This window comes from Rhodococcus sp. C26F (assembly GCF_053345925.1).
Genome location: NZ_JBKFBA010000006.1, coordinates 125,791 through 138,938, shown reverse-complemented (window position 1 = coordinate 138,938; position 13,148 = coordinate 125,791). Strand labels below are relative to the sequence as shown.

The window sequence follows — 13,148 nt, the reverse complement described above, 5'->3', positions numbered from 1 at the left end:
GGTGGCGGTCCCGAAGATCGTGCTGTTCTACAAGTTCACCCCGCTGCCCGACCCGGAGGCGATCCGGTTGTGGCAGCACACCCTCGCGTCGTCGCTGGGGCTGACCGGGCGGATCCTCATCTCGGAGCACGGCATCAACGGCACCGTCGGCGGTGACATCACCGACGTGAAGAAGTACGTGCGTGGCTTGCGCGGCTATGCGGCGTTCACGGACACCGACATCAAGTGGTCCGACGGCACCGGCGACGACTTTCCGCGGCTGTCGGTGAAGGTACGTCCGGAGATCGTGACCTTCGGGGTGCCCGACGAGGTGAAGGTCGACGAGAACGGCATCGTCGACGGCGGCACCCATCTGTCGCCGCACGGCGTGCACGAGCTGGTCGCCGAGCGCGGCGACGAGGTGGTGTTCTTCGACGGCCGCAACCGCTTCGAGGCGCAGATCGGCCGGTTCCGGGATGCGATCGTGCCGGATGTCGCCACGACCCGCGATTTCGTCGCCGAGCTCGACAGCGGACGCTACGACCATCTCAAGAACCGCCCAGTGGTCACCTACTGCACCGGTGGGGTGCGCTGTGAGGTGCTGTCGGCGTTGATGCGCAACCGCGGGTTCGAAGAGGTCTACCAGCTCGACGGTGGCATCGTCCGCTACGGCGAGACCTTCGGCGACGAGGGCCTGTGGGAGGGTTCGCTGTACGTCTTCGACGGGCGGATGAACGTCGAGTTCAGCGCCGAGGCGACGGTGATCGGCCGCTGCACCCTGTGCGGGACGCCGACGTCGCGGTACCGGAATCATCCGGACCTCCACGGCCGGGAGTTGACCCTGGTGTGCGAGGGCTGCGTCCCGGACCCCGTGGAGGCGTAGACCGGTGCGTGCTGCACCGCTGCCGCTGCGCGACGGGCTCGGCCCCGACCGCATCCGGATGCCCGCCGACGTCGACGCGGCCACGATCGTCGAGTTCCTGCAGGCCGGCCATCCCGAAGAGGACTGGGCGGCGCACATGGCGGCGGGGGAGCTGGTCGACGAGCACGGCCGCCGCATCGATGCGTGCACGCCGTATCAGCCGACGCGGTTCGTGTACTTCTACCGCGATCCGGTGCCGGAGGTGCCGGTGCCGTTCCCGGTGCGCGTGTTGCATCGGGAGGACGGTCTCGTGGTCGTGGACAAGCCGCATTTCTTGGCGACGATCCCGCGCGGAGCGCACATCCGCGAGTCGGTGGTGGTGCGGTTGCGGCGCGAGCTGGAGTTGCCGCATCTGGTGCCGGTGCACCGGCTCGACCGGATGACCGCCGGGGTGCTGCTGTGCACGACGGATCCGGCGTGGCGGCGGCCCTATCAGGAGCTGTTCGAGCGGCAGCGGGTGCGCAAGGTGTACGAGGCGGTTGCCGGTTATCGGTCCGACCTGTCGTTCCCGCAGGTGGTGCGCACGCGGATCGTCAAGCGGCACGGGGAGCCGACGGCCGAGCAGTTCGCCGACGAACCGAATTCGGAGACGCGCATCGAGCTGGTCGAGCGGCGTGGGGAGCTGGCCCGTTACCGGTTGTTCCCGCGCACCGGCCGCACCCACCAGTTGCGGCTGCATCTGGCGTCGTTGGGGGTGCCGATCGTGGGGGACAACTTCTATCCGCGGTTCCGGCGGCGCGACGCGGACGATTTCACCGATCCGCTGCGGTTGCTGGCGCGGTCGCTGGAGTTCACCGATCCGATCAGCGGGGTGGAGCGGCGGTTCGTCAGCGGGCGGGAACTCGAGTTCTGAGCGAGGGTTGGTGTCCTGGCTGTGGGGCCGGTGGCGGGGCATGAAACAATCGACCCCTGTGAAGACCTTCGATTCCCTGTTCGCCGAGCTGTCCGAACGCGCCGCGACCCGCCCCGAGGGCTCCGGCACCGTCGCCGCCCTGGACGCCGGCGTGCATTTCCAGGGCAAGAAGGTACTCGAAGAGGCCGGTGAGGTGTGGATCGCCGCCGAGTACCAGTCCGACGAGGAACTGTCCGAGGAGATTTCGCAGCTGCTGTACTGGGTGCAGGTGCTGATGGTGGGGCGGGGTCTGAAGCTCGAGGACGTCTACAAGCATCTGTGACGGCCGGTGGCCCGCTGTGCCGGTGCCGCCGTCCGTGCCCTGTAGATCCCTTCCTCGCTTCTGCTCGTCGTTCGAAAGGACCCAATCCGTCATGCTGCGCGTCGCAGTCCCCAACAAAGGTTCGCTGTCCGAGTCCGCCGCCGAGATCCTGCAGGAGGCCGGCTACCGTCGGCGCACCGACTCGCGGGATCTGACGGTCATCGACCCGGTCAACGACGTCGAGTTCTTCTTCCTGCGGCCGAAGGACATCGCGATCTACGTCGGTTCCGGCGAGCTGGATCTGGGGATCACCGGCCGCGACCTGGCGATGGATTCGGGGGCGCCGGTCACCGAGCGGTTGTCGCTGGGCTTCGGGTCCTCGCGCTTCCGGTACGCCGCGCCGAAGGGCCGCGACTGGTCGGTCGAGGATCTGCAGGGTCTGCGCATCGCCACCTCGTACGCGAATCTGGTGCGTCGTGATCTCGAGTCCCGCGGCATCGAGGCCGAGGTGATCCGGCTCGACGGTGCGGTGGAGATCTCCATCCAGCTCGGGGTCGCCGACGCGATCGCCGATGTGGTGGGCTCGGGCCGGACGTTGCGCCAGCACGATCTCGTCGCCTTCGGCGAGTCGTTGTGCGATTCGGAGGGTGTGCTGATCGAGCGGGAGGGTTCGGATCGCTCGGATCGGGCCCGCAACCAGCTGATCGCCCGTCTCGAGGGTGTGGTCTTCGCGCAGCAGTACGTGATGATCGACTACGACTGCCCCAAGCACCTGCTCGAGCAGGCCGTGCAGGTCACCCCCGGTCTCGAGTCGCCGACGATCTCGCCGCTGGCGAACGAGAACTCGGTGGCGGTGCGGGCGATGGTGCCGCGCAAGGGCCACAACGCGGTGATGGACCGGCTCGCCGAGATCGGTGCCCGCGCAATCCTCGCGTCGAACATCCGCTCGTGCCGGGCGATGCGCGCCCCCGAATAGACGCGCACCGTTCCCGACATCTTCCGGTGCGGCCCCGCTGATCAGCGGGGCCGCACCTGCACGTTCTGGGCGATGCGGCCGAGCGCGCCGGTCTCGTCGTAGAGCAGACCGGCGGTCATGCCGATCCCGTCGGGTCCGACGGACATCTCCGCGGCGATACCGACCCAGTCCTGTTCGCGGAACTGGGGGGCGCGGAACAGGTGCACTGTCAGTTCGGTGTTGAGGAAGGTGTACTCGCGGGGGTCGAGTTTGGATCCGACACCGTTGGCGACGTCGGCGACGCTCATCAACCGGTCGAGGCCGCTGGGGGTTTCGCCTTCGATGAGGGCGATCTCGCTGCGCATCCACGCCGACGACAGGCCGGGAGCGCCGAAGGGGACGATGATGCGCCAGTCGACGGTGTCGATGTAGCCGCCCTTCCAGGAGGCGTGCGGGGCGGTGGGTTCGAAGTTGCCGGGGGCGGGCAGCGGGGTCTCGGAGGTCCGCGCGACCTGCGGCAGGTCGATGGTTTCGAGGCGCCAGCCGGTGCCGCGCGCGACCGCGCGGTCGGTGCCGTCGGGGGCGGTGGCCCACAATTCGGCGACGACCAGTTCGATGCGGCGGCCGGGTCGTTCGATGTGGGTGCGCACCTCGAGGTCGGTGAGGGGGACGGGGCCGAGCAGTTCGACGGTGAGCCGGCTCAGGCGGGTGTCGGGGCGGGGCCGGTGCCGGTCGATGGTGCGGGCGAGCAGCGCCGAGGGTGGGGCGCCGTGCTGTAGGTGCGGTCCCCAGGTGCTGACGGTGTGTTCGGTGGGGCGGAACACCGCGATCTCGACGTCGTCGACCGGGCCGGTGGGGGTGGTCGGCCGGGGGACCGGCACGTAGTAGGCGGCGTCGCTCACTCGGGATTCTCCTGCTGCTCGATGCGGTGGGGCGCACCCGGTGTCGACTGGATCGACGGTGTCGATTGCGTCGATTGGATCGACGGTGTCGATTGCATCGACTGGATCGACGGTGTCGATTGCATCGACTGGATCGACTGCGTCGCAACGCCGTCGACGGGATACGGCGGTGGGGTACCGCCGAACGCCGGGCACAATGCCCGATGATCGCACCACCGGCAGCCGGGACCGGGATTGGGGCGGAAGTCGCCGCTGGCGCGCAACTGCCGGATCGTCGCCCACATCGCCCGCACGATCCGTTCGAAGCGGCGCAGTTCCTCGGGGTCGGGCCGGTAGTGCAGCACCTGACCGTCGCCGAGATACAGCAGCCGCAGCGAGGCCGGGACGATGCCGCGTTGCCGCCACACGATCAGCGCGTAGAACTTCAGCTGGAACAGCGCCGCCCGCTCGCCGCGCGGGGACGGGGCGCGGCCGGTCTTGTAGTCGACGACATGCACCGCACCGGTGGCGTCGACATCGAGGCGGTCGATGATGCCGCGCAGCGGGACGTCGCCGTCGAGGGTGGTCTCCACCCGCAGTTCGCAGCCGTCGGCGGTGACCGCGGTGGGGTCCTCGACGGTGAAGTAGGTGTCCAGCAGCGCGGCGGCCTCGGCGAGGAACCCCGCGTCGTCGGTGTCCACGCCCAGATCGGGGGTGGCGGCGAGGACCCGGGCCAGGGCGTCGGGCAGCAGGGTCTGCGCGGCGGTGGCGGTGCGGGCCGGTCCGTCGAGGCCGAACAACGCTTCGAGAGCGGCGTGCACGACGGTGCCGCGCGCCTGGGCGCGGGTCGGGGGTGCGGTGAGCCGGTCGACGGCCTTGAAGCGGTAGAGCAGCGGGCAGCGGGTGAAGTCGGCGGCCCGGGAGGGGGACAGGGCGACCGGCCGCGTCGTGTCGGTGGGGGGTGTGGGCGCAGCTGTGGTCACACCTGGCAGGCTAGGACGCGGGTCCGACACGGTGCCGGACCCGCGTGCCCGATCCCGGGTGCGGGGCTGGAACGAAGGTGGACACGGCGATGGCAGTAGGCGGACTCGGGCGCAGCGGACCCTTCCAGGTGGGGGACCGGGTGCAGTTGACCGACGCCAAGGGCCGCAAGTACACCGTGGTGCTCGAACCGGGCAAGGAGTTCCACACCCATCGCGGCGGGATCCTGCACGACGATCTGATCGGCACCGACGAGGGTGTGGTGGTCACCTCCACCAACGGCACCCCCTATCTGGCGTTGCGTCCGCTGCTCGTCGACTATGTGATGTCGATGCCGCGCGGTGCGCAGGTGATCTACCCGAAGGACGCCGCGCAGATCGTGCAGGAGGGCGACATCTTTCCCGGCGCGACGGTGCTCGAGGCCGGCGCCGGTTCTGGCGCGCTGACGTGTTCGCTGCTGCGCGCCGTCGGCGAGAGCGGCCGGGTGATCTCCTACGAGGTGCGCGAGGACCATCTCGAATACGCCGAGCGGAATGTCGACACCTTCTTCGGGGAGCGCCCGGCGAACTGGACGACGGTGCTCGGGGATCTGGCGGACTACGACGTCGAGAAGTACGGCCGCGTCGACCGGGTGGTGCTGGACATGCTCGCCCCCTGGGATGTGCTCGAGACGGTGAAGAAGGCGCTGGTGCCCGGCGGGGTGCTCATCGTCTATGTGGCGACGACGACGCAGCTGTCGCGGGTGGTCGAGGCGATGCGGGAGCAGACCTGCTGGACCGAGCCGCGTTCGTGGGAGTCGATGGTGCGCGGCTGGCACGTGGTGGGTCTGGCGGTGCGGCCGGAGCATCGGATGCAGGGGCACACGGCGTTCCTGGTCAGTGCCCGGCGCCTGCAGGACGGGGTGGAGACCCCGAAGCCGCAGCGTCGGCCCAGCAAGGGCTGAGCCGACGCCGACCGGCAGGGGTTATTCGCAGCTGAGCGTGCCCAGGGCCAGGATCGAGCAGGCGCTCTCGTCGGCGATGACCCAGGTGCCGTCGATCTGCTCGAAGGTCAGCGGCATCGGGGCGCCGCCGTGCGGGCCGGCGACCTCGGTGTTCGCGGTGACGGTGTCGGCGTCGACCGTGGTGATCTCGCCGACGGTGCCGGTGAGCGGGTAACCGGCGAGCACACCGGTGAACTGATCGAGCACGGCGGTGCGCGCGGCGCCGTTCTCCACGACCGCGGCACGGTCCTCGGTGGTGGCGGCCGGGTCGAAGAACACGTCGATTTGTTCCTGCAGTTGCTCGACGGTGACCGCGGCGGTCACGGTGGTGCTGGTGGTCGTCGTGGCGCTGGTCGTGGCAGCGGTGTCGTCGCCGGCGTCGTCGGAGCTGCAGCCGGTCAGGGCGGTGAGGGCGGCGATCGCGGTGGCGGCGCAGAGTGTGCGAACTGGACGTGGGGTCACGGAGGAGTACCTTTCGAGAGAAACGGTCGACGCACGATATTTAGGGGAGCCTAACAGCGTGCCGGGAGTGCGGCGCCATGGCGCGTCCCACACGCGACACATGTTCGGAACACGACTGTTTCGTGTCCTCCCCCATGTGGGGCGATGTCCCGGTAGCGTGGAATGACCGACAGTGGAGGGAGTCGCTATGAGCTCGTCAGAGAAGCCGGATGCGGTTGCGGCGGCACGCGAAATCGAAGAGTTGCGCGCAGAGGTGGCGACCTTGCGTCGTCGGCTCGGCGAACCGTCCGATCAGGTACGCGACCTCGAAACCCGGCTCGAGTCCCTCACGGTCCGCAACGGCAAACTGCTCGAGACCCTCAAGGATGCGCGCCAGCAGCTGATCACGCTGCGCGAGGAGGTCGACCGGCTGGCCCAGCCGCCGAGCGGCTACGGGGTGTTGCTCGAGACGTTCGACGATCAGACCGTCGACGTGTTCACCTCGGGCCGCAAGATGCGGGTCGCGGTGTCCCCGAATCTCGAACTCGACACCTTCCGGCCCGGTCAGACGGTGCGGCTGAACGAGGCGTTGACCGTCGTGGAGGTCGGTGGTTTCGAGCGCGTCGGTGAGATCACCACCCTGCGGGAGGTGCTCGACGACGGCACCCGCGCGCTGGTGGTCGGGCACGCCGACGAGGAACGCATCGTGTGGCTGGCCGCCCCGCTCGCCGCGGCCGCCGCCGACGACAAGACCGATCTGCTCGTCGACGACGAGAATTCGTTCACGCTGCGCCCCGGTGATTCGCTGCTGGTCGACAGCAAGGCCGGCTACGCCTTCGAACGGATCCCCAAGGCCGAGGTCGAGGATCTCGTGCTTGAGGAGGTCCCGGACGTCGGCTACAGCGACATCGGCGGTCTGGGCCGGCAGATCGAGCAGATCCGCGACGCGGTGGAGCTGCCCTTCCTGCACAAGGACCTGTTCCGCGAGTACTCGCTGCGCCCGCCGAAGGGTGTGCTGCTGTACGGCCCGCCCGGTTGCGGTAAGACCCTGATCGCGAAGGCGGTCGCGAACTCGCTGGCGAAGAAGATCGCCGAGGCCCGCGGGGACGATTCGAAGGAAGCGAAGTCGTTCTTCCTGAACATCAAGGGCCCGGAGCTGCTGAACAAGTTCGTCGGTGAGACCGAGCGGCACATCCGGTTGATCTTCCAGCGGGCCCGGGAGAAGGCGTCCGAGGGCACCCCGGTGATCGTGTTCTTCGACGAGATGGATTCGATCTTCCGCACCCGCGGTTCCGGTGTGTCCTCCGATGTGGAGACCACGGTGGTGCCGCAGTTGCTCGCCGAGATCGACGGTGTCGAAGGGCTCGAGAACGTCATCGTCATCGGCGCGTCGAACCGTGAGGACATGATCGACCCGGCGATCCTGCGGCCCGGCCGCCTCGACGTGAAGATCAAGATCGAGCGTCCGGACGCGGAGGCCGCGCAGGACATCTTCTCGAAGTACCTGACCGAGAGCCTGCCGGTGCACGCCGACGATCTCGCCGAGTTCGGCGGCGATCGGGTCGCGTGCGTGCGGGCGATGATCGAGCGGGTCGTCGAGCGGATGTACGCCGAGTCCGAGGACAACCGGTTCCTCGAGGTCACCTACGCCAACGGCGACAAGGAGGTCCTGTACTTCAAGGACTTCAACTCCGGCGCGATGATCCAGAACATCGTCGACCGGGCGAAGAAGTACGCGATCAAGTCGGTGCTCGAGACCGGGGCGCCCGGTCTGCGGGTGCAGCACCTGCTCGATTCGATCGTCGACGAGTTCGCCGAGAACGAGGACCTGCCCAACACCACGAATCCGGACGACTGGGCCCGGATCTCGGGGAAGAAGGGCGAGCGGATCGTGTACATCCGCACCCTGGTCACCGGCAAGAACGCCAGCGCGAGCCGCGCGATCGACACCGAGTCGAACACCGGCCAGTACCTGTAGGAATCGGCCCACGACAATCGATCCGCGGCGGCCGGGCCTTCCTCCTCCGGACGGTCCGGCCGTCGCGGCCTCTCGGGGGAGGACCGACCGTGCCGTTGCTGCGCACCATGGCCCGGTTCAACAAGATCGTCACCAACCGGGTCACCACCCCGTTCGCGCAGCTGCTGCCGGGCACCGCGGTGGTCGAGCATCGCGGGCGCCGCTCGGGCCGGGTGTTCCGCACCCTGGTGCTGCTGTTCACCGTCGGCGACGATCTGCGGATCGCGTTGACCTACGGCGCCGACACCGACTGGGTGCGCAACGTGTGCGCCGCCGGCGACGCGGTGGTGCACACCCGGGGCAGGGCGATCCCGGTGCGCGACCCGCGGCTCGGGACCGATCCGCAGGCGAGCTGGGCGCCGCTGCCGGTGCGGGTGGCGCTGCAGACGATCGGGGCGCACGGCTATCTGGACTGCACCCCACAGCCGCACCGCTGACCGGTGGCGGGGCTGTTCACGACCGTGAGCGTCCGGATCGCCTAGGCTCGAGGGCATGCAGCGGATCATCGGTATCGAGGTCGAGTACGGGATCTCCTCACCCAACGAGCCATCGGCGAACCCGATCCTGACCTCCACGCAGGCGGTGCTGGCCTACGCGGCCGCCGAAGGGGTGCCGCGCGCGAGGCGCACCCGCTGGGACTACGAGGTCGAATCGCCCCTGCGCGACGCGCGGGGCTTCGATCTGGGCCGGTTCAACGGCCCGGCCCCGGTCATCGACGCCGACGAGGTCGGTGCCGCGAACATGATCCTCACCAACGGTGCGCGCCTGTACGTCGACCACGCCCACCCCGAATATTCCGCCCCGGAGGTCGCCGACCCCCTCGACGCGGTGATCTGGGACAAGGCCGGGGAACGGGTGATGGAGGCCGCCGCCCGGCACGCGTCGAGTGTGCCCGGCGCGCCGCGACTGCAGCTGTACAAGAACAATGTCGACGGCAAGGGCGCCTCCTACGGCACCCACGAGAACTACCTGATGGACCGCGAGACCCCGTTCTCCGCGGTGGTCGCGGGCCTGACCCCGTTCTTCGTCTCCCGCCAGGTCATCACCGGATCCGGCCGGGTCGGGATCGGCCAGTCCGGTGACGAGCCCGGTTTCCAGCTCTCGCAGCGCGCCGACTACATCGAGGTCGAGGTCGGTCTCGAGACCACCCTCAAGCGCGGCATCATCAACACCCGCGACGAGCCGCACGCCGACGCCGACAAGTACCGGCGCCTGCACGTGATCATCGGCGATGCGAATCTGGCGGAGATGTCCACCTACCTCAAGGTCGGCACCACCGCGCTGGTGCTCGACCTGATCGAGGCCGGCATCGACCTGTCGGATCTGCAGCTCGCCCGTCCGGTCACCGCGGTGCACCACATCAGCCACGACCCGTCGCTGCGCAAGACCGTCGCGCTCGCCGACGGCCGGGAGCTGACAGGTCTGGCGCTGCAGCGGATCTACCACGAGCGGGTCGCGAAGTTCCACGACGGCACCGAGGACAAGCGGATCCTCGACATCCTCGACAAGTGGGCGATGGTGCTCGATCTGCTCGAACGCGACCCGATGGAATGCGCCGACCTGCTGGACTGGCCCGCGAAGCTGCGGCTGCTCGAGGGCTTCCGCAACCGCGAGGGACTGTCCTGGTCGGCGCCGCGCCTGCACATGGTCGACCTGCAGTACTCGGATGTGCGCCTGGACAAGGGCCTGTACAACCGCCTCGTGGCCCGCGGGTCGATGCAGCGGCTGGTGTCCGAGCAGCAGGTCCTCGACGCGGTGCACACCCCGCCGTCGGACACCCGCGCCTACTTCCGCGGTGAGTGCCTGCGCCGTTTCGGTGCCGATATCGCGGCGGCAAGCTGGGATTCGGTGATCTTCGATCTCGGTCGCGAATCGCTGGTGCGCATCCCGACGCTCGAGCCGCTGCGCGGCAGCCGCGCGCATGTCGGGGAGCTGCTCGAGACGGCGCAGTCGGCGGCGGAACTGGTCGATCAGCTCACCCACTGACCACCCGTCCGGCAGGTCGCGGTGGCCGGATCACAGACCGCGAGTACGCGTGTCGCCACCGGTGGACCGGTTCGCTGGGTAGGGTAGGAGTTCGAAGCAGCGGTGACCACACCGATCGTCGACCGGTGACGGTTCCGCGCCGAGTACAGGAGGAGGTCGGCGGCTATGGCACAGGAGCAGACCACACGCGGTGGTGGCGGAGACGACGACGAGGTCGTCGGTGACGGCGGTGCCGGTCAGGAGCGTCGCGAGAAGCTCGCCTCGGACACCGACGATCTTCTCGACGAGATCGACGACGTGCTCGAGGAGAACGCAGAGGACTTCGTGCGGGCATATGTGCAGAAAGGTGGCCAGTGACAGCCGAACGATCCTCTCTTCCCTACCGCGAGGTGCAGCCGAAGCTGCACCTCGCGTCGCCCTTGTCGTCGTTCTCCGACCACCTGCGGATGCACGCCCCGGAGATGCTGCCGGAGAACCGGTTCCGGTTCGAACGAGGTGACCACGTGGACCTCGCCCCGCACGGCACCACCATCGTGGCGCTGACCTTCGACGGGGGCGTGCTCATCGCCGGCGACCGGCGCGCGACCATGGGCAACCTGATCGCCTCCCGCGATGTCGACAAGGTGTTCATCACCGACAACTATTCGGCGGCCGGCATCGCTGGCACCGCGGGCCTGGCGATCGAGCTCGTGCGACTGTTCGCGGTCGAACTCGAGCACTACGAGAAGATCGAAGGCGTGCCGCTGACCTTCGACGGCAAGGCCAATCGGCTCTCGTCGATGGTGCGCGGCAATCTCGGTGCGGCCATGCAGGGCTTGGCCGTGGTGCCGTTGCTGGTCGGTTTCGACCTCGACGCCGCCGATGCGCACCGCGCCGGGCGGATCGTGTCCTACGACGTGGTCGGGGGCCGCTACGAGGAACGCGCCGGCTACCACGCGGTCGGCTCCGGATCGTTGTTCGCCCGCTCGTCGCTCAAGAAGCTCTACCGCGCCGATGCCGACGAGCAGAGCGCGCTGCGCAGCGCCGTCGAGGCGCTGTACGACGCGGCCGACGACGACACCGCCACCGGTGGTCCCGACACCACCCGCGGGATCTACCCGACGGCGGTGGTGATCACCGCGGCCGGGGCCGTGGCCGTCGCGGAGGAAACCCTGTCCGAGCTGGCCCGCACCATCGTGGCCGACCGCACCGCAGGAGATGCCCGGTGACACTTCCGTACTATGCGTCCGCCGAGCAGATCATGCGCGATCGCTCGGAGCTGGCCCGTAAGGGCATCGCCCGCGGCCGGTCGGTGATCGCGTTGACCTACGCCGATGGTGTGCTGCTGGTGGCGGAGAATCCGTCGAAGGCGCTGCACAAGATCAGCGAATTGTACGATCGGGTCGGTTTCGCCGCCGTCGGCAAGTACAACGAGTTCGAGAATCTGCGGCGCGCCGGGATCATGCACGCCGACATGCGCGGCTACTCCTACGACCGGAGGGACGTGACCGGGCGGGCGCTGGCGAACGCCTACGCGCAGACCCTCGGCACGATCTTCACCGAGCAGCCCAAGCCGTACGAGGTGGAGATCTGCGTCGCCGAGGTCGGGCGCGCCGACACCGACGACGGCCCGCAGCTGTACCGCATCACCTACGACGGCTCGATCGTCGACGAACCGCAGTTCGTGGTGATGGGCGGCAACACCGAACCGATCGTCACCGCGCTGCGCTCGTCGTACAAGCCGGGTCTGCCGCTCGACGAGGCGGTCGCCGTGGCGGTGACCGCGCTGCAGCAGCCCGCCACCGCCGACGCGGCGCCGCGGGTGCTCGGCCGCGGGGAACTCGAGGTCGCGGTGCTCGAGAAGCAGCGGCCGCGCCGCGCCTTCCGGCGTATCTCGGGGGCGGCGCTCGACGCGCTGCTGCCCAGCACCGGGTCCGCTCAGGCGGCGCCGTCGGAGGCGCCCGCCGATCCGGCCCCCGAATCGGGGTCCGACACCGCGACCGGCTCGGAGACCGAGTCCGGTCCCGACGCGGGCTGATCCACCGCGAGCCGATAGACCGTCAACGCCGACGGCACCACCTCGAAGTCGAAACCGGTGCCGTCGGNCCCCGTCGGTGGCCAACGCCACCGGATCCCCGATGACCTCCACCGCCAGGCCCGGGATGTGCCGCTGCCGATACATCGGTGACGCGCCGAGGGTGCCGGTCGCCGCAGCGAGGAGCAGTCGCAGCCGCGAGAACCGGCTCTCCGCGGGTAGATACCGCACGTCGAGGGTGCCCGGATCCAGATGGGCGCGGGACATCGGCACCTGATCTGCCGGGGTGTAGCGGCCGTTGCCGACGAACAGCAACCACACCGCCCGCCCCGCCCCGTCGATCCGCACCGGCATCGGGCTCGCCGTGCGCAGCACCGCGAGCATCGCCAACCCCGCCGCCGGCCACTTGCCGATCCGCGGCTCCCAATGCTGCCGCAACCGCACCGCATCCGGATAGCCACCCAGACTGGCGGTGTTGACGAACCGCCGCACCGTGCGCCCGTCCGGCCCGGTCACCGTGACCTGCCCGAGCCCGACGGCCACCGCCTGCCCGGCGGTGACCGCCCGCACCGTCTCCGCCAGGTCCACCACGCCGAGATCGAGCGCGAAATGGTTGAGGGTGCCGCCGGGGAACACCGCCACCGGCAGCCGCGCGTCGACGGCGACGTCGAGCACCGCCGCGACGGTGCCGTCCCCGCCGCACACCCCCACCGCCTGCGGCCGATGTTCGGTCAGCAACCGTTCCAACTGCTCCGCCGGATCGCCGTCGGGATCCAGATCGACGCGACGCACCCCCGGCAGCGCGGCGGTGACCGCCGCGGCGATCTCCTCGGCGG

14 protein-coding genes and 1 pseudogene are annotated in these 13,148 nt (G+C 69.3%); 11 read left to right on the top strand and 4 right to left on the bottom strand.

What is annotated here, in order from left to right:
- Position 1 precedes the first annotated feature (1 nt).
- From trhO to hisG, 4 genes are all read left to right on the top strand, one after another.
- Positions 2-862 (top strand): oxygen-dependent tRNA uridine(34) hydroxylase TrhO, encoded by an 861-nt coding sequence (gene trhO / locus ACLBYD_RS10285; protein WP_447816343.1) that lies wholly within the window; start codon positions 2-4, stop codon positions 860-862.
- A gap of 4 nt (positions 863-866) precedes the next feature.
- Positions 867-1,754: a pseudouridine synthase gene (locus ACLBYD_RS10280; RefSeq protein ID WP_447816342.1), complete on the top strand. Its 888-nt coding sequence runs from the start codon at positions 867-869 to the stop codon at positions 1,752-1,754.
- A 40-nt stretch (positions 1,755-1,794) separates the two neighbouring features.
- The gene (locus ACLBYD_RS10275; protein WP_170318512.1) at positions 1,795-2,076 is read left to right on the top strand and encodes a phosphoribosyl-ATP diphosphatase; all 282 of its coding nucleotides are present in this window, start codon (positions 1,795-1,797) and stop codon (positions 2,074-2,076) included.
- A gap of 91 nt (positions 2,077-2,167) precedes the next feature.
- Positions 2,168-3,031 carry an ATP phosphoribosyltransferase gene (gene hisG, locus ACLBYD_RS10270; protein ID WP_447816341.1) on the top strand — a complete coding sequence of 288 codons (864 nt, stop codon included), beginning with the start codon at positions 2,168-2,170 and terminating at the stop codon, positions 3,029-3,031.
- Positions 3,032-3,072: 41 nt separating this feature from the next.
- Here the strand turns inward: hisG and ACLBYD_RS10265 are convergent, their stop codons facing one another.
- The gene (locus ACLBYD_RS10265; protein WP_447816340.1) at positions 3,073-3,912 is read right to left on the bottom strand and encodes a thioesterase family protein; all 840 of its coding nucleotides are present in this window, start codon (positions 3,910-3,912) and stop codon (positions 3,073-3,075) included.
- Complete coding sequence (locus ACLBYD_RS10260; protein ID WP_447816339.1) at positions 3,909-4,874, bottom strand: RecB family exonuclease; 966 nt, start codon at positions 4,872-4,874, stop codon at positions 3,909-3,911. The genes ACLBYD_RS10265 and ACLBYD_RS10260 overlap by 4 nt, the downstream gene beginning before the upstream one ends.
- A gap of 89 nt (positions 4,875-4,963) precedes the next feature.
- Between ACLBYD_RS10260 and ACLBYD_RS10255 the strand changes: the two genes are divergently transcribed.
- Entirely contained in the window at positions 4,964-5,815 is an 852-nt protein-coding gene (locus ACLBYD_RS10255; protein ID WP_060653154.1) for a tRNA (adenine-N1)-methyltransferase, read from the top strand.
- A gap of 21 nt (positions 5,816-5,836) precedes the next feature.
- On the opposite strand, the gene ACLBYD_RS10250 is transcribed toward ACLBYD_RS10255, so the two are convergent.
- Positions 5,837-6,316, bottom strand: a complete 480-nt coding sequence (locus ACLBYD_RS10250) for a nuclear transport factor 2 family protein (protein ID WP_447816338.1) — start codon at positions 6,314-6,316, stop codon at positions 5,837-5,839.
- Between the two features lie 187 nt (positions 6,317-6,503).
- On the opposite strand from ACLBYD_RS10250, the gene arc reads away from it, so the two are divergent.
- The 6 genes from arc to prcA all read left to right on the top strand — a co-directional run bounded on the left by arc (position 6,504) and on the right by prcA (position 12,315).
- Positions 6,504-8,273: a proteasome ATPase gene (arc, locus tag ACLBYD_RS10245; protein WP_447816337.1), complete on the top strand. Its 1,770-nt coding sequence runs from the start codon at positions 6,504-6,506 to the stop codon at positions 8,271-8,273.
- An 89-nt stretch (positions 8,274-8,362) separates the two neighbouring features.
- Positions 8,363-8,749: a nitroreductase/quinone reductase family protein gene (locus tag ACLBYD_RS10240; RefSeq protein WP_447816336.1), complete on the top strand. Its 387-nt coding sequence runs from the start codon at positions 8,363-8,365 to the stop codon at positions 8,747-8,749.
- Between the two features lie 55 nt (positions 8,750-8,804).
- A complete protein-coding gene (dop, locus tag ACLBYD_RS10235; protein WP_006552172.1) occupies positions 8,805-10,298 on the top strand; it encodes a depupylase/deamidase Dop in 1,494 nt (497 codons plus the stop codon).
- Between the two features lie 165 nt (positions 10,299-10,463).
- The gene (locus ACLBYD_RS10230; RefSeq protein WP_006552173.1) at positions 10,464-10,655 is read left to right on the top strand and encodes a ubiquitin-like protein Pup; all 192 of its coding nucleotides are present in this window, start codon (positions 10,464-10,466) and stop codon (positions 10,653-10,655) included.
- The gene (gene prcB / locus ACLBYD_RS10225) at positions 10,652-11,506 is read left to right on the top strand and encodes a proteasome subunit beta (protein WP_420714436.1); all 855 of its coding nucleotides are present in this window, start codon (positions 10,652-10,654) and stop codon (positions 11,504-11,506) included. Before ACLBYD_RS10230 ends, prcB begins: the two co-directional genes overlap by 4 nt.
- Positions 11,503-12,315, top strand: coding sequence for a proteasome subunit alpha (gene prcA / locus ACLBYD_RS10220; RefSeq protein ID WP_447816335.1), 813 nt, complete (start codon positions 11,503-11,505; stop codon positions 12,313-12,315). Before prcB ends, prcA begins: the two co-directional genes overlap by 4 nt.
- On the opposite strand, the pseudogene ACLBYD_RS10215 reads toward prcA, so the two are convergent.
- Positions 12,216-13,148, bottom strand: a pseudogene (locus ACLBYD_RS10215) (diacylglycerol/lipid kinase family protein); the annotation flags it as partial. The gene prcA and the pseudogene ACLBYD_RS10215 sit on opposite strands and share 100 nt — an antisense overlap.

Bases quoted from the DNA above. Each gene is read 5' to 3' on its own strand.
- ACLBYD_RS10275 (WP_170318512.1), top strand. From the start codon at position 1,795: ATGAAACAATCGACCCCTGTGAAGACCTTCGATTCCCTGTTCGCCGAG.
- hisG (WP_447816341.1), top strand. From the start codon at position 2,168: ATGCTGCGCGTCGCAGTCCCCAACAAAGGTTCGCTGTCCGAGTCCGCC.
- ACLBYD_RS10255 (WP_060653154.1), top strand. From the start codon at position 4,964: ATGGCAGTAGGCGGACTCGGGCGCAGCGGACCCTTCCAGGTGGGGGAC.
- arc (WP_447816337.1), top strand. From the start codon at position 6,504: ATGAGCTCGTCAGAGAAGCCGGATGCGGTTGCGGCGGCACGCGAAATC.
- dop (WP_006552172.1), top strand. From the start codon at position 8,805: ATGCAGCGGATCATCGGTATCGAGGTCGAGTACGGGATCTCCTCACCC.
- ACLBYD_RS10230 (WP_006552173.1), top strand. From the start codon at position 10,464: ATGGCACAGGAGCAGACCACACGCGGTGGTGGCGGAGACGACGACGAG.